This window comes from Paraburkholderia sp. 2C (assembly GCF_054589215.1).
On sequence record NZ_BAAILL010000042.1, the window covers coordinates 300,449 to 327,169 of the forward strand.

21 protein-coding genes are annotated in these 26,721 nt (G+C 64.0%); 11 read left to right on the top strand and 10 right to left on the bottom strand.

The genetic code is table 11. The annotated features are described in order from the left end of the window. Window positions 1-66 precede the first annotated feature (66 nt). From ACYPXD_RS21350 to ACYPXD_RS21360, 3 genes are all read right to left on the bottom strand, one after another. Window positions 67-1,743, bottom strand: a complete 1,677-nt coding sequence (locus ACYPXD_RS21350) for an MFS transporter (protein WP_459715542.1) — start codon at window positions 1,741-1,743, stop codon at window positions 67-69. Window positions 1,744-2,019: 276 nt separating this feature from the next. Continuing rightward, a complete protein-coding gene (locus ACYPXD_RS21355) occupies window positions 2,020-3,705 on the bottom strand; it encodes a methyl-accepting chemotaxis protein (RefSeq protein ID WP_459715545.1) in 1,686 nt (561 codons plus the stop codon). A 312-nt stretch (window positions 3,706-4,017) separates the two neighbouring features. After that, window positions 4,018-5,595 (bottom strand): complex I subunit 4 family protein, encoded by a 1,578-nt coding sequence (locus ACYPXD_RS21360; RefSeq protein WP_459715548.1) that lies wholly within the window; start codon window positions 5,593-5,595, stop codon window positions 4,018-4,020. A 453-nt stretch (window positions 5,596-6,048) separates the two neighbouring features. Here ACYPXD_RS21360 and ACYPXD_RS21365 point away from each other — a divergent pair, with 453 nt between their 5' ends. From ACYPXD_RS21365 to oxlT, 3 genes are all read left to right on the top strand, one after another. Next, on the top strand, window positions 6,049-6,297 hold the full coding sequence (locus ACYPXD_RS21365) for a hypothetical protein (RefSeq protein WP_459715553.1): 249 nt from the start codon (window positions 6,049-6,051) through the stop codon (window positions 6,295-6,297). 139 nt (window positions 6,298-6,436) lie between these two features. Beyond that, window positions 6,437-7,387: a S66 peptidase family protein gene (locus ACYPXD_RS21370; protein ID WP_459715555.1), complete on the top strand. Its 951-nt coding sequence runs from the start codon at window positions 6,437-6,439 to the stop codon at window positions 7,385-7,387. Window positions 7,388-7,795: 408 nt separating this feature from the next. Then, entirely contained in the window at window positions 7,796-9,034 is a 1,239-nt protein-coding gene (gene oxlT, locus ACYPXD_RS21375) for an oxalate/formate MFS antiporter (RefSeq protein ID WP_459715802.1), read from the top strand. Here oxlT and ACYPXD_RS21380 read toward each other — a convergent pair. Further along, on the bottom strand, window positions 9,031-9,366 hold the full coding sequence (locus tag ACYPXD_RS21380) for a DUF4148 domain-containing protein (protein WP_459715557.1): 336 nt from the start codon (window positions 9,364-9,366) through the stop codon (window positions 9,031-9,033). The genes oxlT and ACYPXD_RS21380 overlap by 4 nt on opposite strands. 201 nt (window positions 9,367-9,567) lie before the next feature. On the opposite strand from ACYPXD_RS21380, the gene ACYPXD_RS21385 reads away from it, so the two are divergent. The 7 genes from ACYPXD_RS21385 (at window position 9,568) to ACYPXD_RS21415 (ending at window position 18,513) form a co-directional block, all read left to right on the top strand. Continuing rightward, window positions 9,568-9,942 carry a hypothetical protein gene (locus ACYPXD_RS21385; RefSeq protein ID WP_459715559.1) on the top strand — a complete coding sequence of 125 codons (375 nt, stop codon included), beginning with the start codon at window positions 9,568-9,570 and terminating at the stop codon, window positions 9,940-9,942. Between the two features lie 337 nt (window positions 9,943-10,279). Beyond that, window positions 10,280-11,203 carry a LysR family transcriptional regulator gene (locus ACYPXD_RS21390; protein WP_459715562.1) on the top strand — a complete coding sequence of 308 codons (924 nt, stop codon included), beginning with the start codon at window positions 10,280-10,282 and terminating at the stop codon, window positions 11,201-11,203. A gap of 30 nt (window positions 11,204-11,233) precedes the next feature. Then, entirely contained in the window at window positions 11,234-11,908 is a 675-nt protein-coding gene (locus ACYPXD_RS21395; RefSeq protein WP_459715564.1) for a response regulator transcription factor, read from the top strand. A gap of 46 nt (window positions 11,909-11,954) precedes the next feature. Then, the gene (locus tag ACYPXD_RS21400; RefSeq protein ID WP_459715566.1) at window positions 11,955-15,290 is read left to right on the top strand and encodes an efflux RND transporter permease subunit; all 3,336 of its coding nucleotides are present in this window, start codon (window positions 11,955-11,957) and stop codon (window positions 15,288-15,290) included. Further along, on the top strand, window positions 15,280-16,530 hold the full coding sequence (locus ACYPXD_RS21405) for an efflux RND transporter periplasmic adaptor subunit (RefSeq protein WP_459715568.1): 1,251 nt from the start codon (window positions 15,280-15,282) through the stop codon (window positions 16,528-16,530). Before ACYPXD_RS21400 ends, ACYPXD_RS21405 begins: the two co-directional genes overlap by 11 nt. Continuing rightward, on the top strand, window positions 16,523-18,094 hold the full coding sequence (locus tag ACYPXD_RS21410) for an efflux transporter outer membrane subunit (protein WP_459715571.1): 1,572 nt from the start codon (window positions 16,523-16,525) through the stop codon (window positions 18,092-18,094). The genes ACYPXD_RS21405 and ACYPXD_RS21410 overlap by 8 nt, the downstream gene beginning before the upstream one ends. Window positions 18,095-18,234: 140 nt before the next feature. After that, window positions 18,235-18,513, top strand: a complete 279-nt coding sequence (locus ACYPXD_RS21415; protein ID WP_459715575.1) for a DUF4148 domain-containing protein — start codon at window positions 18,235-18,237, stop codon at window positions 18,511-18,513. 23 nt (window positions 18,514-18,536) lie between these two features. Here ACYPXD_RS21415 and ACYPXD_RS21420 read toward each other — a convergent pair whose 3' ends face one another. From ACYPXD_RS21420 to ACYPXD_RS21430, 3 genes are all read right to left on the bottom strand, one after another. Further along, complete coding sequence (locus tag ACYPXD_RS21420) at window positions 18,537-19,280, bottom strand: response regulator transcription factor (protein ID WP_459715578.1); 744 nt, start codon at window positions 19,278-19,280, stop codon at window positions 18,537-18,539. A gap of 75 nt (window positions 19,281-19,355) precedes the next feature. Then, window positions 19,356-20,699, bottom strand: a complete 1,344-nt coding sequence (locus tag ACYPXD_RS21425) for a sensor histidine kinase (protein WP_459715804.1) — start codon at window positions 20,697-20,699, stop codon at window positions 19,356-19,358. Window positions 20,700-20,788: 89 nt separating this feature from the next. Continuing rightward, a complete protein-coding gene (locus ACYPXD_RS21430; protein ID WP_459715581.1) occupies window positions 20,789-21,478 on the bottom strand; it encodes a response regulator transcription factor in 690 nt (229 codons plus the stop codon). Window positions 21,479-21,816: 338 nt separating this feature from the next. Between ACYPXD_RS21430 and ACYPXD_RS21435 the strand changes: the two genes are divergently transcribed. Then, window positions 21,817-23,103, top strand: a complete 1,287-nt coding sequence (locus ACYPXD_RS21435; protein WP_459715584.1) for a porin — start codon at window positions 21,817-21,819, stop codon at window positions 23,101-23,103. Between the two features lie 8 nt (window positions 23,104-23,111). Here the strand turns inward: ACYPXD_RS21435 and ACYPXD_RS21440 are convergent, their stop codons facing one another. The 3 genes from ACYPXD_RS21440 to ACYPXD_RS21450 form a co-directional block, all read right to left on the bottom strand. After that, window positions 23,112-24,848, bottom strand: a complete 1,737-nt coding sequence (locus ACYPXD_RS21440; RefSeq protein WP_459715587.1) for a hypothetical protein — start codon at window positions 24,846-24,848, stop codon at window positions 23,112-23,114. Window positions 24,849-24,884: 36 nt separating this feature from the next. Next, on the bottom strand, window positions 24,885-26,126 hold the full coding sequence (locus ACYPXD_RS21445) for a hypothetical protein (protein ID WP_459715589.1): 1,242 nt from the start codon (window positions 26,124-26,126) through the stop codon (window positions 24,885-24,887). 117 nt (window positions 26,127-26,243) lie between these two features. Continuing rightward, complete coding sequence (locus ACYPXD_RS21450) at window positions 26,244-26,555, bottom strand: DUF4148 domain-containing protein (protein ID WP_459715592.1); 312 nt, start codon at window positions 26,553-26,555, stop codon at window positions 26,244-26,246. Between the last annotated feature and the right edge of the window lie 166 nt (window positions 26,556-26,721).

Here is a 26,721-nt window from a genome sequence, read left to right on the forward strand (position 1 = left end):
GAACTGTATATTTATACAGCCATGCTGGCAATGCGCACGATTTACCGGTCCGTCGCCGGCCCCGTTTTATTCGGGCTGCGCCGCCGCCCCGTCCGCCGACGCCTGCGCCGCCCCTGCCCCCGCTGCCCCCGCCGTCCCTGCCGCTGCGGCCGCGCTCTGCTCCTTGCCATCGGCCGGATAGACAACGCGCACCGCCGGCACGAACCACGCGAGGCACAGCCCAATGATCGCGGCTGCCGCCGCGAGCGCGAGGCCCACGTGAATCGAGTCGATCAGGGCCAGACGCGCCGCCTGCATCATCGGTCCGCCGACATGCCCCGCCATGATCAGATGTTCGATCAGCGCGGCCTGCTGCGACTGGTCCACCCGCAGATCGGGGCTCGAGAACGACTGCAGCCACTGCGTCGCCTGATACGAATCGAGCGACCGGTGCACGCCACGTACGTACAGATGGCTCAACAGCGCGCCCGTCATCGCGGTGCCGAGCATGCCGCCGAAAATCCGCAGCGACTGCAGCAGCGCGGTCACCGCGCCGATGTGGTCGCGCGCAACGATCTGCTGCGAACAGATCGTCAGATTCGTCGCGACGAGCCCGAGTCCGAGGCCGCTTAACGCCATGCACAACATCCAGACGTAATGCGGCTGATGGCCCGTAATCGCGACGAGCGCGAGACACGCCGCCGCAAACAGCGCGAAGCCGATATACATGAGCGTATTCGCGCGCGGAATGCGCGTGACGAGCCGGTTGTTCAGCACGCTGCCGACCGACGTGCCGAGCAGCAGCGGCGTGATCAGCATGCCCGATTCGTGCGGCGACATGCCGAAGCCGCCCTGGAACAGCAGCGGCACATAAAACACCATCGAAAACAGCGCAAACCCGCCGAGCGTGGACATCGCGAACAGTGCGGCGAGCCGCCGGTCGAGCAGCATATCGATGGGCACCACCGGGTAGCCCATCCGCTTTTCCCAGAACCATAGCGTCGTGCCGCATGCGACGGTAATGAGCATCAGCACCATCGTCATCGTGCTCACGCCTTCCTTCGGCAGCAGTTCGATCAGCAATTGCAGCGCGCCGAAGGTCGCCGCGACGACGAATGCGCCGAGCCAGTCGAGCTGCACCGGGCCCGCCTTGCGCAGATGCCGCAGCGGCGGCACGAAACGCAGCACGAACAGCAGCGACGCCACGCCGACCGGCACATTGACGAAGAACACGAAGCGCCAGCTCGCCGACTGCGTGAGCATGCCGCCAAGCGTCGGCCCGACGACGTTCGCCAGCCCGAACGCCGACGTGACGAACACGAGCCAGCGCAGCCGTAGCTTAGGATCGGGAAACAGATCGGCGACCGTCGCGAATACGGTGCCGATCAGAATGCCGCCGCCGATACCTTGCAGGCCGCGCGCGATCACGAGAAACAGCATGTTCGAGGCGATGCCGCACAGCACCGATGCGCCGGTAAACAGCGAAATCGCGGCAATCAGAAACGGTTTGCGGCCGAACAGGTCGCCGAGGCGCCCGAAGATCGGAATTGTAATGACCGATGCGAGCATGTACGACGTCGCGACCCACGCATAGAGATCGAACCCCTTGAGGTCCGCGACGATGCGCGGCAGCGCGGTGCCGACGATCGTCTGATCGAGCGCGACGAGCATCGCGACGAACGCGATGCCGAGCATGGCAAGCAGCGATTCGCGAAACGGCAGCAACTGCCTGCCCGGTTCATACGCGGCGATAGCGGGAGTCATGATGGCGTCGGCGAGAGTGGAGAACGCTGAGCGGTGCACAGCGCAAGCGCTGTGCAGACTGTGGCACTGCCGCTGCGAATCGGCAAGTCACAATCTGTAAGTCGCTGAAAGCGCAAGAAAATGACAGCCGATTGCGCGACAGGCACGGCTATGGCCGTAGTCTGCGTCGTGCTAGTCGGTTCGCGTCGTCTGCACCGCTTGCACAACTAACATCGCCTTTGCAGCGTTTATTCCCGCGACCCGAAGGTCGTCAGCCTGGCAGCCCCGATGCAACGTTCAGGCCGCGGCCGCATATTCCGCTGCGTCGCCGTGCCGCGCAGGGCCGGCCGCACCTTGCGCCGAGGCTCCGGCGGCCCGCCCCTGCGCGCCTCGATGCCGCGCCTGCCCCCTATCGTCTTCCCGCAGACGAAATGCGCGCAGCGCGTTCTGCAGGATCACCGCCTGCTCGGTCAGCGAATGCGCGGCGGCCGCCGCTTCTTCGACGAGCGCGGCGTTTTCCTGCGTCAGCGTGTCCATATGCGTCACCGCGAGGTTCACCTGTTCGATGCCCGAGCTCTGCTCGGACGCCGCCGCGGCGATCTCCTGGATCAGCGTCGTGACCTGCGCGATCGCATCGCGCGCGCCGTCGATCGTGCCGCCGGCCTGCTCGACAGGCTGGGCGCCGCTGCCCACCTTGCTGACCGCATTGCCGATCAGCTCGCGCACTTCCTTCGCCGCCGCGGCGCTGCGATGCGCGAGCGAACGCACTTCCGCCGCGACCACGGCGAAACCCCGCCCTTCTTCGCCCGCGCGCGCCGCTTCGACCGCCGCGTTCAGCGCGAGGATATTGGTCTGGAATGCGATACCTTCGATCACCGCGATGATTTCGACCATGCGCTGCGAGGCGGCCGAAATGTCGCGCATGGTCGCCACCGCATCGGCAACCAGCCCGCCCCCGTCGCCGGCGATCTGCGCGGCCTTCACCGCGAGCTGGCTCGCCGTCTTCGCGTGCTCCGCCGTTTGCCGGACCATCGACGTCACCTCTTCCATGCTCGCCGCCGTTTCCTCGAGCGACGCCGCCTGGTTTTCGGTGCGCACCGACAGGTCCGCGCTGCCGGTCGCGATTTCGCGCGCGCCGGTCGCGACGCTATCGGCGGCGGCACCGATCTGGCGCACCGTGCCGGTCAGTGCGTCGCGCATACGCTGCATCACATGCAGCAGGCTGTCGGCGTTGACGTTGCGGTCGCCGCGACTCGCGCGCATGTCGATCGCAACCGTCAGATCGCCCTCGGAAATCGCCCCCGCCACTTGCGCCGCGTAGCGCGGGTCGCCGCCGATCGTGCGCAGAATGCTGCGGTTGATGATCCACACGAGCGACGCGAGCACGAGCGCGAGCACGACGAACACCGCGCCGAGCACGTAGAGCGTCTCCATAAAAGCGGCGTCGATATCGTCGACATAGGCGCCCGTCGAGATGATCCAGTCCCACGGCGCATAACGCACGACGTAACCGATCTTGCCGACTGTTTCGGTCGAATGCGGATGCGGGAACACGTAATCGACAAAGCCGCCTGTCGGCGACTGCGCGACATGCGCGAAGCTCACGTAGTGATGGCGGCCGTCCGCGTCCGCGGTATCCGCGAGCAGTTTGCCGTTGGTCGCGGGCTTGATTGGATGCATGATCATGCGCGGCGTCGAATCGATCACGAGCAGATAGCCGTCTTCGCCGTAACGGATGTCGCGCAGCCGCGCGAGCGCCTCCTTGCGCGCATCGACGTCGGACATCGCCCCGCTTTTCGCAAGCGCCGCGTACTCCTCGACGATCGACAGACCGACGTGCGCGACATTGATCAGATCATTCTTGCGTTCGTCGATACGCGTCTGCCGCGAAAGCCATGCCGCCGACACCGACACCAGCAGCAGCGCCACGAGACTGACGACGAGCGGCAACCACAGCTTTTGCGCGAAACCTAGCTTGTGCATCTCCTGCGCCTCCGTCTTTATGGTGGATCGAACCACGTTTCTAATAAGGCACATCGTTCCGGCCGCATGCGGTGAGCGCTCAAGCGCCAGCTTGCGGCGGAAAGGAAAAACCCGGCATCCACGCGATAACGGGCTCTACCCGTTCCGTATAACGACCGGAACGGGCTGAGGATTTGTAGAGGGAAACCCTTGCCTGGCGATGAATCTTTCGGCAAGGGCTAGAGCGATATGGGGATAGGGCGATACAGGGCGGCGCCACGCTCACGCGCGCGCATCAAGCGGCGCGGTGCGCGTGACGCCTGCGGCACGCAATCAGCCGCGCGGCTCGCGATCGACGACGACCATATGCTGTGCGCCCGAGGCCGGCGCAGCATGCGTATCCGGCGCCACACGGCTATCGGCGACACGCGTCGCGCCGTTCGCGACCGTGCCTTCGGCCTGCGCGAGCACTTCGCCGGCCGTTGCATCGATCGCATCGGTGAACGGCTTCGGATAGATACCGATCCCAAGCACGAGCACGGCCAGCGCGCCCAGCAGCACGAACTCGCGCTTGCCGACGTCGGCGAGTTTCGCGACCCGCGCATTGGCCACCGCGCCGAAGATCACGCGCTTGTACATCCACAGCGTGTACGCGGCGCTCAAAATGAGCGTGAGCGCGGCGATTGCGCCGATCCAGAAGTTGAACTGGATCGTGCCCATCAGCACCATGAATTCGCCGACAAAACCGGACGTGCCCGGCAAGCCGACATTGGCCATCGAAAACAGCATCACGAACACGGCGAAGCGCGGCATCGTATTGACCACGCCGCCATATGCATCGATCGAGCCGCTTTGCGTGCGGTCGTAGAGCATGCCCGAGCACAGCAGCATCGCGCCGGACACGATGCCGTACGACAGCATCTGCACCACGGCGCCTTCCATCGAAATGCGCGTGAACACGAAAAGGCCCAGCGTGACGAGCCCCATATGCGCGATCGCCGAATAGGCGAGCAGCTTGCGGATGTCCGTCTGCACGAGCGCGACGAGGCTGGCGTAGATGACCGCCACGAGCGACAGCGTGATGACCGCCGGCGCGAAGAAGTGGCTCGCCTGCGGCACGATCGGCAGCGCGAAGCGCAGCAGGCCGTAGCCGCCGATCTTCAGCATGCCGAGCAGCACGGCCGCCGCGGTCGGCCCTTCAAGGTGCACATCGGGCAGCCACGTATGCACGGGCCACATCGGCACCTTCACCGAGAAGGCCGCGAAGAAGCACAGGAAGATCAACACCTGCGGCACGAAGTCGATTTGCAGCGAACGCCATTGCGCGATGTCGAAGCTATGCGACTGCGAGTACAGGTACAGCATCGCCGCGAGCATCGCGAGCGAGCCCGTCAGCGAAAAAAGGAAGAAGCGCAGCGCCGCATGCGCGCGATTCGATTGGCCCCAGGTGCCGATCAGCAGATACAGCGGAATCAGCGTCGCTTCGAAGAACACGAAGAACAGCATGCCGTCCTGCGCCGTGAACACGCCTTGCATAAAGCCCGACAACAGCAGGAACGCGCCGAAATACTGCGCGACGCGCTTCGTGATGGACTGCCACGATGCGATCACGACAATCACCGTGGTCATGGCCGTCAGCACGGTAAACCAGAGCGAAATGCCATCGACGCCAACATGCCAGGCCACGCCGAACGACGGCAGCCACGGCCTGTTTTCGACGAACTGCATCGCGACGAGATTGTTGCGGAAGCCTTGCACCAATGGCACGACCGGCACTAAAGCGACGATTGCGCCGATCAGCGCGAGCCAGCGGGTTCGGTTGAGCGCGCGATCCGAACCCGCGCGCAGCACGACGAGGCCAGCCGCGATCGGAATCCAGATCAGCAGGCTGAGTAACGGAGGGAATTGCATGAGATTGACTGGGACTTTAAGCACAGCGACAGCCCGGCTGTCGCAACCGAAAGAAAATGATTACAAAATTATTGCGGAAATAAAACGGAAAGGAGGACAACAGACGGGTCCGGCTGAAATGAACCCGTCAGGGTTAACGAGCATAACCGTTTAGACAATGTTTTGCAGCGCACCAAAAAATAGTGATGCGCGCAACGGGTCATTGCTGCCGTTGGGGGTTGTCAGATCGATGACTGTTGTGCTCCGCACAACGGACAACGCTGAGCCGGAAATTGACGGGCGCGCGGCGCGATATTTTCAGGCAGTAACGGGACTTTTTGCCGCGCCGGCGTGTCGTCCAATTACCACGCGTTCATGGCGATCGTTACGAAAAAAATCACATGAAAACGGGAAATCCCTGGCATGGGGCGCGCGTGCTTCGCGTTAGGCTCTAGCAAGGGAGGAGACAACCCGATGAGACGAGCTTTCAATATCGCAGTCGTCGTGCTGGTCGGCTTTCTGATTGCCGACCGGACCGCGATGCACGTGCAGGCACGCGAGCAGGGATCGATCAGCTGCGCCGCGGGCGCGGACCTGGTGCGGCTCGATGCACTGAACAAGGGCTTTTCCGACGCCGCGGCAACCAATCAGGGCGACGCGTTCAAGTCGGGCTGCTTCGTGACCGGACGCGCGCAAGTCGGCGATCTGATCGCGCGGGATTGAGCAGCGCCCTATTCCTTTGCCTTAAAACGGCTATCGCGCATCGCCGCTTGCCTGCGATGCGCGACACCCTGTCCGCTTTCCCCGATCCTGCACAATAATGGACGGCGATCGATTCGCCATTCGATAAGGGGACACGCGTATGCATCTGAAAGGACGGACCGTCGGCGTCATTGCGCCGGCCGGCATACCGGATATGCACAACGTCGCGCGCGGCATCGCGCTGATCGAGAGCTGGGGGCTCGAGGTGCGCGTCGGCGCGCATGTGACAAAGCGCTTCCGCACGTTCGCCGGCACGCATGAAGAGCGTCGCGCGGATCTCGCATGGGCATTGACGGACCCATCGATCGATATCGTCTGGGTCGCGCGCGGCGGCTACGGCTGCGTGCATTGCCTGCCCGCCATTCCCGCCGCGCTGCCGTGCGAAAAAACGGTCATCGGCTTTTCGGATGCGACTTCGCTGTTCTGCGCGATGAGCGGCATGGAAAAGGCGCGGCTCATACACGGCCCGTCGCTAGGCAGTCTCGCCGGGCATGTCGACGACGCATCGCGACACAGCGTGCTGAACGCGCTGACGAACGGCACCGCGGACCCTGCGGCCGCCCTCCCGCTCACGCATCTGCACGGACCGCATACGCCCGTGAGCGGCCGCCTGCACGGCGGCAATATCACGACGCTCGCGAGCATCGCCGGTACGCGCTGGCAGGCCGACTGCCACGGCGCGATCGTGCTGCTCGAAGACATCACCGAGCTCGGCTACCGGCTCGACCGCAGCATCATGCTGCTCAAGGAAAGCGGCACGTTCGACGGCGCGCGCGCTTTCGTGTTCGGCGAATTCGTGCGTTGCCCGCTGCCCGAGGGCGCCGACTATACGCTGCACGATATCTTCGTCGATCTGCTTGCGCCGTATGGCGTGCCGATCTTTGCCGGCATGCCGATCGGACATGCCGCGCGCAATATCGCATGGACCTATGGGTCTCCCGCGCGCATCGAGGCAGATCGAATGCTGCTCGATGCGCCGTGCGATGCCACTGCGGTCAACCTAGCGGATGCCGCGCCGCTGCTGTCAAACTTGTCGGACTTGTCAAAGTAATCACGCCGACCTTGCGCCGGCTTTACAACACGCGCGCTAACGGTGCGCGCGGCACTTCGTATCGCGCACCAGCCCGGGGCTCGCGCACCGCGCGCAATCATCCCTCCCCTCCGCTCGCTCCGCGCGAGCGCGTCGAGCGCTGCGTGCACGCTCATATCGCGACGCCTGCGATTCATACATCGACCCGCATCGCGCCTCGCTGAGCGCGTGCTCGCGCCATCCGCGGCGATGCCTTTGGCATGGTTCTCGCTCATGTCGGCCGTCCTGGTGCAGGACTCACACAACAACAGCACGAAATAACGCACCGCCCGGCCCACACCGCAATCTCGCAACGGAGAACCATCGATGAACACCCCTGTACGGTCGCTCGATCACGCCGCATCATCCGGCGCGCGGTCCGCGACTTCCATGCGCTGGCTGCAGCTCGCGCTCGGTCTCGTCTGCATGATGTCGATCTCGAGCCCGCAATACGTGTGGACGCTGATGACCAAGCCGCTGATGGCGAAGCTCGGCATCTCGCTGCCCGAAGTGCAGGTCACGTTTTCGATTCTCGTCTTTCTGCAGGCTTTCTTTTCGCCGTTCCAGGGCGCGCTGATCGATCGCTTCGGTCCGCGCCGGCTGATTTCGATCGGCACGCTGCTCGCGGGCGTCAGCTGGATGCTCGCGTCGCATGCGTCGAGCACGACGATGCTGTATCTCACGTATGGCGGCCTCGGCGGTCTCGGCACCGGCATTGTGTATGTCGGTGTCGTCGGCCTGATGGTGCGCTGGTTCCCGGATCGCCGCGGCATGGCGGCCGGCGCGGTCGCCGCCGGCTACGGCATGGGCGCGATCGTCACGACGTTCCCGATTTCGGCTTCGCTTGCCGTGCACGGCATCGAATCGACGCTGTGGCTATACGGCATGATCTTCGCCGTAATCGGCTTCGTCGCATCGCAGGGGTTGCGCGTGCCGCCGCAGGCCCAAGCGAGCGCGGCGGGCACGCTTCACGCACCGTCGTTGTCGACCGCGCGCGAGTTCCGTCCGTCCGAAATGCTGAAGACGCCGATCTTCTGGCTCATGTTCGCGATGATGACGATGATGTCCACCTCGGGCCTGATGGTCACCTCGCAGATGGCAAGCTTCGCCGCCGACTTCGGCGTCAGCAAGGTGCTCGTGTTCGGCCTCGCCGCCCTGCCGCTTGCGCTGACCATCGACCGCTTTACGAACGGCCTGACGCGACCGCTCTTCGGTTGGGTTTCCGACAAGCTCGGCCGTGAAAACACGATGGGCTTCGCATTCGCGCTCGAAGGCGTGGCGATGACGCTGTGGCTGCTCACGCGCGACGACGCCGTGCTGTTCGTGCTGCTGTCGGGTGTCGTGTTCTTCGGCTGGGGCGAAATTTTCTCGCTGTTCCCGTCGACGCTGACCGACACGTTCGGCACGCGCTTCGCGACGGCGAACTATGGCTGGCTCTATATCTCGTTCGGCGTCGGCTCGATTTTCGGCGGCCCGCTGGCCGCGCTGCTGCATCAGCATACGGGCAGCTGGGTGCCGGTGTTCGCCTGTGCGATCACGCTCGATATCGTGACCGCGGTGCTGGCGCTCTTCGTGCTGAAGCCGGCGCGCGCGAAGTTCGTTCGCACGCAGCCGCACATTCAGCATTAATAAGAGCCGAACGTGTTTTGCCACACGCTCGACGTCTTCGGCACCTTCACATTCTCGCCGAGACAATCGGCGCGGTACTTCACCTGAAGCCGCGCCTCCGCCGCCTGAATCTCCGACGGATAGTAGTTGTCGCCGCTCGCTGAAGGATCGTAGCCGACCGATTCGAGTTCGCGCAGCTCCTGCATCAGCTGCGCATGCGTGACAGGTCCCGAGAGCGGCTTGAAAGGATAGTCGTTGCACTCGCTCGGCGTCAGCTTGCCACTTGCTGACGCCGCGCCGCTTGCGAGCAGCACGCAAAGCGTCGCTGCCGATTTGATCCAGAAGGGTTTCATGTCGTCCGCTCCTTGCGGGATGTTGTGACGGTGCAAGGATGCTCGGTATGACGTATCGAACCGCGATGAAACAGATGAACGTTCTGTTAGGCTCACGCGCCGGTTCATAAAACAAGTTTCATCTTTTCACTGTCCGACTTCCACGCGCAGCGCACGGCTTCGCGCGCATACTTCTGCCGTTCAGCCGCGGCAGGAGCCTATATGCACCACCCCATGCAAGTGGAACTCGTCAACGATTACGGCGCGCAGGCGCTTCGTGTGACAATCGACCGCAGCGTGTCGATACTCGACGTGCCCGACCTCGATGCCCTGATCGAACATCTCGCCGTTTTGCGCGCGAAAATGCAGCCCGCTATCCCGTCAGAGATTTCGCGCCAGCATCGCTATGTGGTCGAAATCGATCCATGCTGGTACACGGAGAAGAACCCCATCTTCGAAGGCGCCGTGCTGTTTTTCCGGCATACGGGTTTTAACTGGACCGGTTTCGCCGTGCCGAAAGAGAGCCTCGTCAAACTGATCGACGCGCTAACCGAGCATGCGGACGCTTCTCACGAAGCGTACAGCATGCCGAACTGATTTTCCTGGCTCTCTCACACCGCGTTCATCCGACACGTGCGGGCACGGCTTGACGCCGCAGCCCGCATGCGGGCGTTGCCGATGCAGCGCCCCGTTGCCGCCCCGCTTCCTTCATCGCGTACGCCGAGACAGTCGCACGCGCAATTTTCCCGTTTTCATCGTCTTCATGTTCGGCATGTCGATGCCAATGTTTTCGCGTCTGCTCGAAACGCGAAACCGCGTTCGCAATAAGACGACAAGCATTCCGAAATATAAAGAATCGTTCACGTTGAAGGCGATCCGCTGTTAGGTCGGCTGGACGATCATTCGCAACGTCCAACGTAGAGGGCTTGCCGAAATGAATCAACTCCAGTCCATGCGTGTTTTCATGCGCGTCGTCGAACTGAGCAGCTTCTCGATTGCCTCGCGTCAGCTCGGCATGTCGGCGGCAGCGGTCACGCGCAGCGTCAACATGCTCGAAGCGCATCTGAACACGCGCCTGATCAATCGCTCGACGCGCAGTCTTTCGCTAACCGAAGCGGGTGCACGCTATCTCGACGGCTGTCGCGCGATCGTTGCGAATGTCGACGAAATGGATGCGAATCTGACGCGCACCGCGCATTCGCCGCACGGCACGGTACGCATCGCCGCATCGACCACCTTTGCGAACACCGAGCTCGTCGCGTTGCTTGCCGACTATCGCGCGGCCGAACCGGGCGTCGACTTCGAAGTGGCGACCTTCGAAGCCAATCTCGATCTGATCGAAGGCGGCTTCGACGTCGGCTTCACCGACGACGACCGCCTCGTCGGCAGCTCGCTGGTCGGCCGCACGCTGATGCAGTACCGCAGCATGCTCGTTGCGTCCCCGTCCTATCTTGCGCGGCAAGGCACGCCGCTCAATCCGTCGATGCTCAATACGCATGCGCTGCTGGGCCCGGCGAACGGCGCCGCCCGCGCGTGGGAGTTCACCGATGCGCATGGCGCGTATCGCGTGCCCGTGCGCTACAGCTTGCGCGCGACCAACACCGCAATGCTGCGCGCGGCCGCATTGAATCATATGGGTATCGCGCTGCTGCCCGCGCCCGCGGTCGCGCGCGAACTCGCAAGCGGTGCGCTGTCGCCGGTGCTCGAGCGCTTTCCGCTCAACGACGGCGCGCGACAATTTTCGATTGTCTATTCGGGCCGCAATCATCTGACGGCCAAAGTGCGCGCGTTCGTCGACTTCACCGTCGCACGGTTCCGCTCCGACGAGCGCAAAACATCGTTGCGCGCTGTCGCGTAACGCCGCGCATACAGCCGGGCACACGAGCGTATGGCCAGAATCCTCACTATCGAAGACGACGAATGGGTCGTCGGCGACATCGTTCGCGCCCTGAGCGCAAGCGGGCTTGCCGTCGACGTTGCGCGCACCGGGCGTGAAGGTCTCGTCAAGGCGATGTCCGACGCTTACGACGTGATCACCGTGGACCGCGTGCTGCCGGATCTCGACGGCCTGAAAATCGTGTCCACGATGCGCGGCGCCGGCATCGAGACGCCGGTGCTCGTGATGAGTTCGCTGGACGGCGTCGAGCAGCGCATCGAGGGCCTGCGCGCGGGCAGCGACGACTATCTGATCAAGCCGTTTTCCGCCGACGAAATGTCGGCGCGCGTCGAAGTGCTATTGCGCCGCCGCCCACGCAACGCACCCGAGCCGATCGTGCTGCGCGTCGGGCCGCTCGAACTGGACCGCATGCGCAGACGCGTCACGGCACGCGAACGCAACGTCACGCTACAGCCGACCGAGTTCCGTCTGCTCGAATTCATGATGCGCCACGCGGGCCAGGTGATGACGCGCACGATGATTTTCGAAGGCGTCTGGGGCGGCAGCTACGACCCGGGCACGAACCTGATCGATGTGCATATCGGCCGCCTGCGCCGCAAGCTCGAAGCGGACGGCGAGCCGCCGATGATCCGCACCGTGCGCGGTTCCGGCTACCTGCTCGGCTAGCTCACCCGAGCATCCGAACTTTCGACCATCACACACTGCCTGCCCGATGCTGAAGATCGTCCGCCTCGCATTGACCCGGCCTTACACGTTTATCGTGCTGGCGCTGCTGATACTGCTGTTCGGCCCGCTCGCCGCTTTGCGCACGCCGACCGATATTTTTCCGGACATCCGCATTCCCGTGATCGCGGTGGTCTGGAACTACCAGGGCCTGCAACCGGACGACATGTCGGGCCGCATCGTCACGTATTACGAGCGCACGCTGGGCACCACTGTCAACGATATCCAGCATATCGAGTCGCAATCGTTTCGCGGCTTCGGTGTCGTCAAGATCTTCTTTCAGCCGACTGTCGATATCCGCACGGCCACCGCGCAAGTGACTTCCGTCTCGCAGACGGTATTGAAGCAGATGCCGCCCGGCACGACGCCACCGCAAATTCTCAACTACAACGCGTCGACCGTGCCGGTACTGCAGATCGCGCTGACGAGCAATACGCTCAACGAACAGCAGTTGGCCGACTACGCGACGAACTTTATCCGCCCGCAATTGCTGAGCGTGCCGGGCGTCGCCATCCCCACGCCTTACGGAGGCAAGATCCGCGATGTGCAAATCGACCTCGACCCGCTCGCGTTGCAACAGAAGCATTTGTCGGCGCAGGATGTGGCGAATGCGCTCGCGCAGCAGAACCAGATCATTCCGGCCGGCACCGAGAAGATAGGCCGTTTCGAATACAACATCCAGCTGAACAACAGCCCGCATCGCATTGCCGCGCTCAACGCGCTGCCGATCAAGACCGTTGACGGCACAACCATCTATATTCGCGATGTCGCGCACGTACGCGACGGTTATCCGCCGCAAACCAACGTCGTGCGCGTCGATGGTCACCGCGCGGTGTTGATGAGCATCCTGAAGAACGGCAATGCGTCGACGCTCGACATCATCGCGGGCGTCAAGGCGAAGCTGCCGCGCATCGAGGCGACGCTGCCGCCGTCGCTCAAGCTCGTGACGATGGGCGACCAGTCGACCTTCGTCAAAGGCGCGGTCAGCGGCGTCGCGCGCGAAGGAATTATCGCGGCCGCGCTGACCTCGCTGATGATTCTTCTCTTTCTCGGCAGCTGGCGCTCGACGCTGATCATCGCGACGTCGATTCCGCTCGCGGTACTGAGCGCCATCGCAGCCCTGGCGGCGACCGGCGAAACGCTCAACGTGATGACGCTCGGCGGACTCGCGCTCGCCGTCGGCATACTGGTCGACGACGCGACGGTGACCATCGAAAACATCAACTGGCATCTCGAGCAGGGCAAGGACGTGAAGAGCGCGATTCTCGAAGGCGCGTCGCAGATCGTGCTGCCGGCGTTCGTGTCGCTGCTGTGCATCTGCATCGTGTTCGTGCCGATGCTGCTGTTGAACGGTATCGCGCGCTTCCTGTTCGTGCCGATGGCCGAATCGGTGATCTATGCGATGGTGGCGTCGTTTATCCTGTCGCGCACGTTCGTGCCGATGATGGCGCACTATCTGTTGCGCGCGCACGCATCGGGCGGCCATGCGTCGGGCGAACTGGCCGCGGTGATGGCGACGCATGGCGGCGACCCGCACCACCAGGCACATCACGTGCACGGCCCGCAGCCTGCGCACCGCCCTCACGAACGGCCGCCGCGCAATCCGCTCGTGCGCTTCCAGCACATGTTCGAGCGCGGCTTCAACACGGTGCGCGGCACCTATCGCGCCTTGCTCGGCGCCGCGCTAACGAACCGCAAACGCTTTCTGGCCGGTTTCGCGCTGGCCGTCGCGTCTTCGCTGCTGCTCGTGCCGTGGCTCGGCCGCAACTTCTTTCCCAATGTCGACTCGGGCGAAATCGAGATTCACTTTCGCGCGCCGCTCGGCACGCGCATCGAAGACACGGCCGCGTTGGCCGATCATATCGAAGCGGCCGTGCGGCAGACCGTTCCGCCTGACGAGCTCGCCAATATCGTCGACAACCTCGGCCTGCCGAACAGCGGCATCGACCTCGCGTATAACAACAGCGGTACGACCGGCTCGCAGGACGGCGATATCTACGTGACGCTCGCGGCCGACCACGCACCGACGGCCGGTTATGTGCGCACGCTGCGCGCCACGCTGCCGCATGCGTTTCCCGGCACCACGTTCGCGTTTTTGCCAGCCGATATCGTGAGCCAGATTCTCAATTTCGGCGCGCCCGCGCCGATCGACGTGCAGGTGTCCGGACCCGACGAGGCCGCGAACCGCCGCTACGCGGTCGAACTGCTGCGCCGGATTCGCGGCGTGGCCGGCATTGCGGACCCACGCATCCAGCAGGCGTCGACGTATCCGCAATTCACGGTCGCCGTGGATCGCTCGCGCGCCGATCAGCTCGGCATTACTGAAGACAACGTGACCGATTCGCTCGTCGCGAGCCTGACCGGCACGGGCCAGGTCGCGCCGTCGTTCTGGCTCAATCCGCGCAACGGCGTGTCGTATCCGATCGTCGCCGCGACGCCGCAATACAGAATGACTTCCCTGTCGAGCCTCAAAAACCTCACGGTGACCGGCGCGGACGGCCGCGCGCAACTGCTCGGCGCGATCGCGAGCGTCACGCGCGGCGTCGGCGACCTCGTCGTCTCGCACTACAACATCGAACCGCTCTACGACGTGTTCGCCACCACGCAGCGCGCCGACCTCGGCTCCGTTGCATCGGGCATCGAACGCATCCTGCATGCGACCGCGCACGATGTGCCGAAAGGCGCGCGCGTCACGCTGCGCGGTCAGGTGCAGACGATGAATAGCGCCTTCACGGGTTTGCTGTTCGGCCTCGTCGGCGCGATCGTGCTGATCTTCCTGCTGATCGTCGTCAATTTCCATTCGTGGAGCGATGCGGGGGTGATCGTCGGCGGCTTGCCGGCCGCGCTCGCGGGCATTATCTGGATGCTGTTCGCGACGCACACGCCGCTCTCCGTGCCTGCGCTGACGGGCGCGATTCTGTGCATGGGCGTCGCCACGGCGAACAGCATCCTGGTTGTCAGCTTCGCGCGCGAGCGGCTGCACGCGACCGGCGACGCGCGTATCGCGGCGCTCGAAGCGGGCTTTACGCGCTTTCGCCCGGTGCTGATGACCGCGCTCGCGATGATCATCGGCATGGCGCCCATGGCGCTCGGTCTCGGCGACGGCGGCGAGCAGAACGCGCCGCTCGGCCGTGCGGTGATCGGCGGCCTGCTGTGCGCGACCTGCGCCACGCTGCTCGTCGTGCCGGTGCTGTTCAGCATCGTGCACCGGAACGACGCGCACGCCCCCAATGCGCATGCGGACACCCGCCCGCACGCCGGCGCCGATCCGGATTCCGCTGCAACCGGTTCTGATTCCGAAAAAGGAAACGCCCATGTCCACTGAAGTCGACATCGCCGCGCCGAAGCGCCCTGCTCATCTCAAACTGGCGGGCATCGCAATCGTGCTCGCCGCCGTGGCGGTGCTCGCCGACGGCATCGCGAGCCGCGTGCACACGCGGCACGAAGTCGCGAGATGGACCACGCAACAGGCGTTGCCGACGGTTGCGACCGTGCAACCGCAGCCGCTTGCCGCGACGCAGCAGCTCGTCTTGCCGGGGCATCTCGCCGCATGGATCAACGCCCCGATCTATGCGCGCGTGTCCGGCTATCTGCACGCGTGGTACGCCGATATCGGCACGCACGTCAAAGCCGGGCAACTGCTCGGCGTGATCGATACACCGGACCTCGACCAGCAACTCGATCAGGCCCGCGCGGACTTGCGCAAATCGATGGCGACCGAAAAGCTCGCGGCCGTGACGGCGCAACGGTGGACGCAGATGCTTTCGCAAGATTCGGTCTCGCGGCAGGAAACCGACGAAAAGACCAGCGACCTCGCCGCGCAGCAGGCGACGGTGGCGGCCGAGCAGGCGAATGTGAATCGCCTCGAAGCGCTCGAATCGTTCAAGCGCATCGTCGCGCCTTTCGACGGCGTGGTGACCGCGCGCGAAACCGACGTCGGCGCGCTGATCGATGCGGGCGGCGGCAACCAGCCGCAGCTCTTCACGGTGTCGGACGCGAAACAGTTGCGCCTGTATGTGAGCGTGCCGCAAAGCGAGGCGGCCGCCGTGCGGCCCGGCATGCAGGCCACCCTTAGCGTGCCCGAGCGGCCCGGCATGACGTTCAATGCAACGCTGGTCGATACCGACGATGCGATCGCGCCGTCCTCCGGAACGTTGCTCGTGCAACTTTCCGTCGACAATCATGCGGGGCTGCTTTTTCCCGGCGAGTATACGGAAGTGCGCTTCGCGCTGCCTACTCATTCGCACGCGCTGCAAATTCCGGCGAGCGCGCTGATTTTCCGGCACAACGGCTTGCAGGTCGCGACCGTCGGCCCGCAGAATCGCGCGGTGATGAAGCCCGTGACGATCGCGACCGATCTCGGCGCGCATGTCGTGATCGGCTCCGGTCTCGCGGCCGGCGACCGGGTGATCGACAATCCGCCCGATTCGCTTTCGGCGGGGGACGTGGTGCGGGTGGCGGCAACGGCGGCAGCGCCCGCCGCGGGTTCGCCCGCCGCGGGTTCCCGCGTCACGCCCACTCACACCGCCGATACGCCAATCAATGTGGAGCAGGCGCATGGGTAGGCGGCGACTTCTCAATGCGCCGGCCGCTAAAACCGCGCTCGCGCTCGTCGCCGCCCTCGCGTTGAACGCGTGCTCGCTCGCGCCGCCGTATCACGTGCCGCCCACCGCGATCCCAACCTCGTTCAAGGAAAGCGGCCCCTGGCAGCTCGCGCGTCCGGCCGACCGCATTCCACGCGACGGCTGGTGGAGAGTCTTCGACGACACCGAACTGAACGCGCTCGAAAGCCGTGTCGATGCCGCCAATCCGGACGTGGCCGCGGCCGTGGCGCGCCACGACAAGGCCGACGCGCTCGTCGACCAGACCCGCGCCGGCCTCTTTCCGACCATCGGCGCCAATCTCGACGCGACACGCGCACGGCAGTCGGACCGCCGCCCGCTGCGCGGCGCGAACGAACCCGACGACTTCTATTCGAACACGTTCGCGCTCAGCGCCGATTTCGATCTCGACCTATGGGGCAAAGTGCGTAACGAGGTGAAAGCCGGCGTCGCGAACGCACAGGCCAGCGCGGACGATCTCGCGTCGCTGCAGCTCGACCTGCAGGCAAACCTCGCCGACGATTACTTCATGCTGCGCGGCTTCGACGAACAGCAGCAACTGCTCGCCGATGCGGTCGACACCTATCGCCGCGCGCTTGCGCTGACGGTCAGCCGCCATCACGGCGGCATCGCGTCGGGGCTCGACGTGTCGCGCGCGCGCACACAACTGCAAATGGCGCTCGCCGCCGCCGACGACACGCGCGCGCGGCGCGCCCTGCTCGAGCATGCGATCGCCACCTTGACCGGCACGCCGGCATCGAGCTTCACGCTGGCGCCCGATGCGACGCGTTCGCGCCTGCCGTCCGTGCCGGCGGGTGTGCCCGCCGTGCTGCTGCAACGGCGCCCTGACATCGCGGCCGCGGAACGCCGCGTCGCGGCCGCCAACGCGCAGATCGGCGTCGCGAAGGCCGCGTACTACCCCGACATTTCACTCGACGCGCAGGCGGGCTATCAAACCAGCGTGCTGTCGCCATGGTTTATCGCGCCCGACGAAATCTGGTCGATCGGTCCGAACCTCGCGCTCACGCTATTCGACGCGGGTCGCCGCCGCGCGGTCACGCGCGAAGCGCGTGCGCAGCTCGCGCAGAACGGCGCGCAATACAAGGCGACCGTGCTGCTCGCGTTCCAGCAGGTCGAAGACAATCTCGCGCTGCTTCATCATCTGGGCAACGAATCGGTGCACGACGACAACGCGCTCGCGGCTGCGCAACGCACGTTGACGCTCGCGACCTCGCGCTACAAGGACGGGGTGGTCAGCTATCTCGATGTCGTCACCGCGCAGACCACGGCACTCGATACGCAGATCGCATCGTCGGACCTCTACACGCGCCGGCTCACGGCGTCCGTCGGTCTGATCCAGGCGCTCGGCGGCGGATGGCGAAACAGCACCCACAGCGGCACCCACAGTGGCACCCCGAGCGGCTCCCTGAGTGGCACCCTGAGCAGCACCAGCGACGCGCACGACCCGCGCATGGCCCACGCTGCGCCCGCCGCGCAAACCGCTGCCCCACGCGCCGCCGCAGGATGAACGAGTTTTCATGGTCATACGGCCGAACGGCTAGGGGCCGCTGCTTACACTGAATCCAGACCGTTAGCGATTCACCTGCCCATATCGGCGACGGTCGATTTCCTTCCGATCCGTTTATTTTTCTTAGGATGGCGAATATCATGAAACTCGTACTGATCACTTTCGCAGTCGCCGGCGCCATGCTGTGCAGCCCGGCCTTCGCACAAACTTCCGCGCCTGCCGGCGCAAACACGGCGACCCGTGCCGCGCCCGCGCCTGCCGATCCCCCGCCCGCCACTTCGCAAGCGGGACAATGGGTGCCGCCGTACGGCCAGCCGGTGACAGGCCTCACGCGCGCACAGGTCTATCAGGATCTCGTTCATTCCGAGCAGGATGGGCAGCTGCAGTACCTGAACAAGACGCTGTACTCGCACGGTTAAGCCGTGCGCGTAGCGCGCTCGGTTCATGCTTGCGCCGACAGCTGATAGCCGAAGCGGCTCACCGTGTCGATCCGCACCTGCGGACAGCGTCCGGCGAGCTTGCGGCGCAAGCGCGATACCACGAGATTCACACATGCGGGGTCGACCTCTTCCTTCTCCGACCACGCATAGCGGATCAACTGGTCGCGCGGCACCGGCGCATCGAAACGGCGCAGCAGGCATTCGAGCAACTGGTACTCGCGCCTTGTCAGCGCGACCCGACCTAAACCGGCCACCAGTTCGCGCGTGGCCGCATCGAGATGCACGGCGATCTGCAGCGCCCCTGGAGGCGGCACGGACTGCGCGGGGCGAACGCCGGGTGGCGTCGTTTGCAGCGCTTGCGCCGATCGTGCAGGCACCGCCGCGGCCATGCGCTGCAAAGCGGAAATCCGTTCCTGGATCTCGACGAACGAATAGGGCGGCGTCAGGCACGCGTCCGCGCCCGCGCGCAGCATACGCACGCGCTGCGCCGCATCGAGCCCGCGCACGAGCGCGATAATGACCCGCGCTTCGTCGACCGCCGATAGCGCGGGTAGCGCATCCAGCAGATCGATCTGCGCGCCGGGCTCCATCGCAAGCGCAACGACGGCATCGAACGGGTCGTGCGCGGCAACGAAGGCGCCGTCACGGCTATTGTCGACGCGCTGCACGCTGTGCGCGCTTTCGCGAAAAGCCTTATGCAGCCATGTGGCTTCCGGATGATTCGTGGAAATCAGAAGTATGCGCATGCGAACGGTGACGAACAGTCACAAGGGTTTCTCGTGGTGAACGCGCGTGGGCGCGTCCAAAGTGTGCACGCCTCTTCATGCGAGCGTGTGCGGCCAGCATTCGACGCTCACGCGCGTGCCGGGCTCGGCACTGCCGATGCGTGCGGAAAAATCGTGCACCCGCAGCACCGCCGACACGATGCCGAGTCCGAGGCCCGAGCCCGCGATATGCCGTGTATGCTCGCCGCGATAGAAGCGCTGCATCACCGCATGACGCTCCTCGACCGGAATGCCGGGCCCGTTATCGATCACATCGACTTGCGGGCCATCGCGCGTTTCGGCAAGCGACACGCGCACCGCGCCGCCGGACGGTGTGAATTTCAGCGCGTTGTCGAGCAGATTGCTCAACGCTTCGAACAGCAACGCGCGATCGCCATGCACGACCGGCACCGCCGTGGCTTCGACGGCAAGCGAAATCGAACGGCTTTCGGCCAGCGGCTCATAGAGCTCGCAGACGTCGCGCACCAGCGCTTCGAGGTGGATTTCCGCGAAGCCGCCGCGTCGCTTCAGCGAACCGATTTCAGAAATGCGCAGCATTGCGCGGAAGCGATCGAGCAGCTGGTCGGTTTCCTCACGCGCGCGCTCGAGCATCGGCATCCATGCAAGCGTCCGTCCATCGCCGCTCATGCCGCGCGCGCTTTCGTCGATATGCGCAAGCAAGGATCTGACATGGGCGAGCGGCGTGCGCAAGTCGTGCGCAATGCCGTCGCACGCCCCTTTCACTTCCGTCATCAGGCGCTCGACTTCGTCGAGCATGTGATTGACGAGATGCGACAGCATGTCGAGCTCGTCACGGCCGCCAACGGGCAAGCGCTGGTTCAGATCGCCTTGCGCGATCAGTTGCGTGACCCGCCGGATTTCGCGCACGCGCCGCATCTGCCGCATGCCGAGCGCGAGCCCTGCCGCCACGCCCACCGCAAGACAAAGGCCGCTGCTGAGAAACAGCGCGTTCAGTATCGTGTCGCGAATGCGGATGATATGCGTGAGGTCGCGCGCGACCACCAGCACGTCGCCGTCGTGGCGCCGGTCCGCCATTGCGCGCACGACCGGCGCCGTTTGCCCGCTGGCCACCGGCAGCGTGTGATCGAGCGTGATGCCCTTGCGGTCGGTTGGAAGGCCTGGCGGAAGCCGGGTGACGTCGCCGGCCAGATGCTCGCCGTCCGCGCGAAACAGGCCGTAATACGCGGCATGCATGCGCTCGTGCTCGAGCCGGCGTCCGATCGTTTCGGCCAGCGCGGCACGCGGGATGGCATCGAAATAGGTGAGTTGCCAGTCCATCACGAGATCGTTCTGCCGCTCCATTTCCCCCGTGACGACCCAGCTCATGAAGCCGAGCAGCAGCATGACCGATACCGCGAAGATAAGCCCGTAGACGGACAGCAGACGGAACGTCGTCGCATGCCAGCGCCGGCCGATATCGGGCGTCCGCGTGCCTGACGAGGTCGATGAAGCAGTCGAAGAAAGCGTGCTCAACGTTGCTCCTCGCCGAACATATAGCCCGACCCACGCATCGTGTGGATCATGGCGCGCGCACCGGGTGGATCGAGCTTCCTGCGCAGACGTCCCATATGCACATCGATCAGATTCGTACCCGGATCGAAGTGGTAGCCCCACACCGCTTCGAACAGCATCGTGCGCGTGATCGTGCGTCCCGCATGGCGCATCATATATTCGAGCACGCGGTATTCGGTGGGCAGCAGCGCGATCTCCTCGCCATCGCGGCGCACCTTGCGCGAAACGAGGTCGAGTTCGATCGGGCCTACGTTCAGTACCGCTTCCGATTGCGGCATCGGCGCATTGCGTCTGCGCAGCAGCACTTCGAGCCGCGCGACCATCTCTTCGGGATCGAACGGTTTCGTCAGATAGTCGTCGCCGCCGGCGCGCAGGCCGCGCACGCGTTCGTCGACATCGCCGAGCGCGCTTAGCATCAAAACCGGCGTCGTGATGCCGATGCTGCGCATCGTCGTAAGAATGGACAGGCCGTCCATGCCCGGCAACATGCGGTCGAGCGTGATCACGTCATAGTCGTCGCTCAACGCGCAGACCATCCCCTCCTTGCCGTTGTCGATCCAATGCACGGAGAAGCCTCGGCGGCTCAGTTCGTTGACGATCTCGCCCGCGGCGATTTCGTCGTCTTCGATCGTCAGCACTTTCAACATGGTCTCAATCGCCTCGCCGGTCGCCGCTGGAGCGCATGCGCCCGGGTGCAACCGATGCCGTTTGCCGGGCATTCGCCCTGTTTCGTTACTGTCAGATTACGCACCGTTAACCGTCCGAACCGTTGCAATTTCATGAAGAAATTTTCATCTTTGCGCGATGCATGCAGCAAGCATGGGGCAATGCGCCGATTCACGTTTTCGAAAAAGTCCATTGCACGCGGCGCGTTTCGTTGACGCTGCTACATTGCGCCGCACCGGACGCACCAACGTCGCCACCTGGTTGGCGACTTCGGATTGCGGCAGACGGGGTCATTGAAATGAATGCACGGAGACGACACATGATGAAAACATCGAGGAGCAAGCACTGGGTTGCCGCCCTCGTGCTCGGATCGCTGATCGACGCCGCACACGCGGACGACAGCAACAGCATCACGCTTTACGGGGTGATGGACGTCGCGGTGGGTGTGGTCGAACATAGTGCGAATGCGAGTTCGTCGTTTCCGGCCACGGTGAATCCGGTCAGCAAGGTCGGCACGCAGTTTCAGAATCCTGTTTTCGGCCTTTTCAACGGCGGCATTTCCGACTCGCGATGGGGCATCCGCGGCAACGAAAACCTCGGCGGCGGACTCAACGCGTTCTTCGACCTCGAATCGGGCTTCAATGAACAGTCAGGTCAGTTGAATAACGCGGCCGCGTCGATTGCGGGCACGAAGAATACGGTTGGGGCCGCGTCGGCGCTGAACGGACAGTTATTCAACCGTGGCGCTTACGTGGGACTGCGCGACGGCAAATTTGGTTCCGTCGAATTCGGCCGGTCGACGACCTTCGCCTTCGACATCATCACCGCCTACGACCCGCTGTTCCAGTCGCAGCTGTTCTCGCCGCTCGGCTTCTCCGGATCGTACTCGGCAGGCGGCATTACCGAAGGATCCCGAACCGATAACAACATCAAATACACGAACCACGTCGGCGACTTCAACTTCGGCCTTTCATATAGCTTCGGCGGCGTCGCCGGACACTTCGGCGACGGCTCGACATTCGGCGCCGTGGCCGGCTATCAGAACAATGCGTTCGGCATCCAGGCGACTTACTACGAAGCACGCGACATCGTGCACTCGGGCGCGCTCGTCGGCGCGAATGCGATCGATAGCCCGCTGGTGGGCACGAACGTCGGCGCGCTGTCGCTCAACGACGACTACGACTATATGATCGCGGCCCGCTATGTTCTGGGGAATGCGACGCTCAAAGGCGGCTACGAGCGTTTCGTGATCAAGCCGCCGAGCGACCCCGTCTCTCCCGGCACGACAGTCGATTACTTCGGCTTTACAGGCGCGCTCAGCAATACGACCACGACGACCTCCACCAACGTCTACTTTTTCGGCGGCGACTACCAGTTCACGCCGGGTTTCGACGTCGCGGCCGGTATCTACGATACACAGACCGAGCAATCGCAAGGCGTGGCGGGCGGCAACCAGTGGCAGTACTCGCTGCTTGCCGACTATCACTTCACGCGGCGCACGGACGTGTACGCCGGATACATGTTCTCGAAGTTCAATGGCGCCGCGTTCAACGGCTTTCAGTCGACGAACTATATTCTTGCGACCGGCATACGCACCCTGTTCTGATCGATCGTTCAGACGAGATACCCTTTCGGGTCGAGCACGTAGAAGCTGTCCGTGGTGTCGGCCTTGCAGGCCGCAAGGTCGAATTTCACGGGCTGCTTCTCGTAGTCGAGCATATTGCTCAGGATCACGAGATTCTTTTTGCCGGCAGCGGGCGCCATTCCTTCGTTCAGCGCCGGCAGGCGAAACGTGCCATCGTGCTCTTTCGCAACGAACGTGCCGTGCACTTCGCCGCTTTGCCGCGAATACGTGAGCGCGACTGTGCGGTCGAATACTCGCATCGGCTGACCATCGGACGGCCAGCCGAACATTTGAGGCGAGCGCGAAATCAGCGTGACGGAGTCCAGTTGCCCGGTGTCGGCGACAGGCTTCAGATAGTCTCTTGCGGCCCCTTCGAGCGCCTGCACACGCTCGCGCAGCGCGGCGCCATAGTAATCGGCAACTACCGCGCCGGTTCGCGCGGACGGCGGCAGTTCGCCCATTGGCGGCTTGCCGGGCTGGTTACCCTGGGCAAGCTCGAAGCGCTCGATGTCGGGCCTCAGGCTCTTCGCATAGAACGACGAGAACCAGTTGACCACCGGCGTCGCGTCCAGCGCCGCCATCGTATGTCTCGCGTGCACCGCGTCGGCTTGCGCAGCCAGTCCGCGATTGCGCAGGTCGCGTTCTTCGTTGTCGAGTTCGATCGCGTGCCCGACTTCGGCGAAGTTCGGAAACAGCAGCGTCGCGAGTGCAGCAGGCGGATAGACGAACGATGCCGCCGCGGCCAGCAGGCCTCCGCCGAGCTGGGCTCCACTGTTGGCGACATTCCACTTCGCCTGGGCACTGTCCGGAGATCTGATCAGCTCGATCACATCGGACGTCAACTGGCTGATCGACGGCGCGAGACCCGCCGCGGTCGATATCAACGACAGTCCCTTTGCCGCGATCGTCAGCAGCTTGCATCCACGCAGATTGAAGGCAGCGATCGAGTCCCCCGCCGCGCCGATCGAGTCGGATGTCGCACTCGCGACATTCAGTGCGCCCGGGCTTCGTGCGACGTTGTTGATGCTTGATGACAACGCGAGCGCATCGATACCGAGCCAGTGGCCGTTGCTTCTCACGCTGGACGGAACCACGCCGCGGCGGGTCGGATGCGGTTCACCGCCATGCTGTGCCGATGAGGGCGGCGTGGTCCGAGCCGCTTGAGCGCTCGTCGGACCGGCGCCTTGCCCGGTTTGACGGAACGAGCGAAGCTGCACCTGCTCCCGCTGCCCGGGCGCAGCGCCGAACGAGTAGCTGTCCTGCCGGCGCGGTAGGCACACGTAGTTTCGCGCGGCTGCCTGTTTGTCGTCGACGCGGGCGAAGTCGATGCCGTAGCCCACGGCGTTGCCGATGGCTTTCGCGGTCTGCAAGGCGATCGAAGCCGGATCCTTTCCGCTCTGCGGATCGAATAACTGACCGATGCCGGACAGCGCGCGCGTCGCATTGCCGAGCATGCCGGTACCCGAATAGCCGACGCGATGGGCGGCAACCAGCACGCTCGGACGGGGGCCGAAATCGGCAACGCGGGTGCTGCCGAGCGCGGTCGCGAGTCCACCCGCCTTGAACTGCATACTGTTTGCTTGCGGCGGCGGCACCGACGAGCTGGCCGGTTCACTGTCCTGCGATTGAGAGGCAGGCGGCGCGAGGCCGGTGTTCTGCGTATCCGTCGTGTTCTCTCCGAATGCGCCCGACAACAGCGCGCCGCCGCTCAAGTCGACTTTACGCATTTGATGGTCCCCGTTATCGCCGATACTCAGCGGCATTTATTCGTGCAGCTTCAGCATTTCTTCCAGCTTTCCCGGATCGAGCATCCGCGAGAAATAGAACAGGTGCCCGTTGCTCTGCTGCAGCGGAATGTCGTGGTTGTACGGCGGCGCGCGAAAGCTGGCATCGACGTCCCGGCCGAAGAAAGTCGGGATGACCATATCGGTCTTGCGAGAATAAGTCAGCGCGATGGCACGATCGAAGGTCCGCATCGGATTGCCGCTCGATGGCCAGCAGAATGTTTGCGGCCAGTGGGAAATCAGCGTGACGTAGTCCTTGCCGTTTTTGTTCGCCGCGTCGCGCAAGAACGGCGTCATGTTTTCCGCCACGCGCTCGGCACGCTCCTTCATCGCCTCGGCGTAGTAGTCCGTGACGGTCCGATTGTTGCCCGTTCCTGGCGGCAGTTCGGCCGGTGGGAACTGGCCGTCGACATTGCCATGCGCATGCTCGAATGTTTCGACATCGGGCGTCAGCGCTTTCTGGTAAAACGGCGAAAACCAGTTCGCGACCGGCGTCGAGTTCAATGCCGCCAGCGCGTGCGCCTGACCTGTTGCGTTCGCTTCCGTTTGCTGGCCTTTTCGCTCGAGATCGGTTTTCTGTTCAAGCAGTTCGGTGGCCCGTTCGATTTCGCCGAAGTCTGGCAGCATCAACGGCACAAACGCGGCTGCCGGCGTAAACGGCATCAGTACCATCGCCGCGCCATTCGTGAGGAGGCGAACGGCCGTGTTCGCAAGACGCCATTTCGCCGGGTCCGAATCCGGATGGTCGCCGAGTTCCTTCGCGTCTACACCGAGGCTATACAAATCCATCCCCGTGTTGACCGCCAATCCCACCCACATGGCGCCGCGATACAGGCCATCGAGGGCCTTGCCGCCGCCTTTGTCGATCAGCGCGAGAAATTCCGCGCCGGTCATCGTTGTACCGGTCGCGGTCCCGAGCACATTAAAAGCGTTCGGATCGTCCGATGTCGCTTTTATCTGGCCCGGTAGCGAGGCCGCCCCGACGCCTAGCCAGTGGCCGTGTAAACCACCGATGGGACGCCCGTTCGCTGGCGCGGCTCCTTGCGTCGAGACGGTGCCCGTCGAGCCATCGTTGCCCGCACGTTGCCCGACCGCGTGGTGACGCGAAGCATTCGCGCGGCTGTCCGGCCTGCTGTTTTGTCCGGTAACCGTATAAAGCCGGCCATCGTCATCCGGACTGCCCGACGACGCGCCGCTAACACCATTTGCCGAAACTCGCACCCGACCATCCTTCTCAAGTTAGTGAACTGAAGCGATGGTCTGATTCTATGGATGCGAATTCGGTACCGGTCTTATCTATTTATGCTTGGGCGCCGTGTCGTGGAAAGCGCAGCAAGTTCAGTGATGCGCGTACACCGTCCTGTTCAGATACGCGAGTTGTCCGCTGCGCTGCGCTTCTACAAGTTCGGCGTACACCTGAGCGCGCGTTTTACCCGTGTAGGCGGCGTGGGGTGCGGCCCATTGCGGCGCCTGCGCGCCTGCGGGGCTCTGTTGCGATTGCGCCTGTTGCGGCGGCTGTTGCGGCGGCTGTTGCTGCGGCGGTTGTTGCTGCTGTTGCTGTAACGGCGCTTCGTTATAGGTCTGTGCGAAAACTGCCGTGCTCGCAGCGAGTGACACGATCGTGACCAACGTCCTGATGCTTGCCTTCATGAGAAATTCCATCCGTCGATTGAAATACTGTCCTGTCGATAACGACGCATGCGTGGCTATCGCCATCGGCTATTTCAATAACGTCCCGGGTTTCCCTGCTGTTCCATTCAACAAATCTCACCGCATCGCGCGGCACGCGCCGATTATTTGCGGCGCGCGCCGCGCG

What these genes read in the sequence shown, in the direction of transcription:
- ACYPXD_RS21350 (WP_459715542.1), bottom strand. Translation starts at nt 1,743, where the DNA reads ATGACTCCCGCTATCGCCGCGTATGAACCGGGCAGGCAGTTGCTGCCG.
- ACYPXD_RS21355 (WP_459715545.1), bottom strand. Translation starts at nt 3,705, where the DNA reads ATGCACAAGCTAGGTTTCGCGCAAAAGCTGTGGTTGCCGCTCGTCGTC.
- ACYPXD_RS21360 (WP_459715548.1), bottom strand. Translation starts at nt 5,595, where the DNA reads ATGCAATTCCCTCCGTTACTCAGCCTGCTGATCTGGATTCCGATCGCG.
- ACYPXD_RS21365 (WP_459715553.1), top strand. Translation starts at nt 6,049, where the DNA reads ATGAGACGAGCTTTCAATATCGCAGTCGTCGTGCTGGTCGGCTTTCTG.
- ACYPXD_RS21370 (WP_459715555.1), top strand. Translation starts at nt 6,437, where the DNA reads ATGCATCTGAAAGGACGGACCGTCGGCGTCATTGCGCCGGCCGGCATA.
- oxlT (WP_459715802.1), top strand. Translation starts at nt 7,796, where the DNA reads ATGCGCTGGCTGCAGCTCGCGCTCGGTCTCGTCTGCATGATGTCGATC.
- ACYPXD_RS21380 (WP_459715557.1), bottom strand. Translation starts at nt 9,366, where the DNA reads ATGAAACCCTTCTGGATCAAATCGGCAGCGACGCTTTGCGTGCTGCTC.
- ACYPXD_RS21385 (WP_459715559.1), top strand. Translation starts at nt 9,568, where the DNA reads ATGCACCACCCCATGCAAGTGGAACTCGTCAACGATTACGGCGCGCAG.
- ACYPXD_RS21390 (WP_459715562.1), top strand. Translation starts at nt 10,280, where the DNA reads ATGAATCAACTCCAGTCCATGCGTGTTTTCATGCGCGTCGTCGAACTG.
- ACYPXD_RS21395 (WP_459715564.1), top strand. Translation starts at nt 11,234, where the DNA reads ATGGCCAGAATCCTCACTATCGAAGACGACGAATGGGTCGTCGGCGAC.
- ACYPXD_RS21400 (WP_459715566.1), top strand. Translation starts at nt 11,955, where the DNA reads ATGCTGAAGATCGTCCGCCTCGCATTGACCCGGCCTTACACGTTTATC.
- ACYPXD_RS21405 (WP_459715568.1), top strand. Translation starts at nt 15,280, where the DNA reads ATGTCCACTGAAGTCGACATCGCCGCGCCGAAGCGCCCTGCTCATCTC.
- ACYPXD_RS21410 (WP_459715571.1), top strand. Translation starts at nt 16,523, where the DNA reads ATGGGTAGGCGGCGACTTCTCAATGCGCCGGCCGCTAAAACCGCGCTC.
- ACYPXD_RS21415 (WP_459715575.1), top strand. Translation starts at nt 18,235, where the DNA reads ATGAAACTCGTACTGATCACTTTCGCAGTCGCCGGCGCCATGCTGTGC.
- ACYPXD_RS21420 (WP_459715578.1), bottom strand. Translation starts at nt 19,280, where the DNA reads ATGCGCATACTTCTGATTTCCACGAATCATCCGGAAGCCACATGGCTG.
- ACYPXD_RS21430 (WP_459715581.1), bottom strand. Translation starts at nt 21,478, where the DNA reads ATGTTGAAAGTGCTGACGATCGAAGACGACGAAATCGCCGCGGGCGAG.
- ACYPXD_RS21435 (WP_459715584.1), top strand. Translation starts at nt 21,817, where the DNA reads ATGATGAAAACATCGAGGAGCAAGCACTGGGTTGCCGCCCTCGTGCTC.
- ACYPXD_RS21440 (WP_459715587.1), bottom strand. Translation starts at nt 24,848, where the DNA reads ATGCGTAAAGTCGACTTGAGCGGCGGCGCGCTGTTGTCGGGCGCATTC.
- ACYPXD_RS21450 (WP_459715592.1), bottom strand. Translation starts at nt 26,555, where the DNA reads ATGAAGGCAAGCATCAGGACGTTGGTCACGATCGTGTCACTCGCTGCG.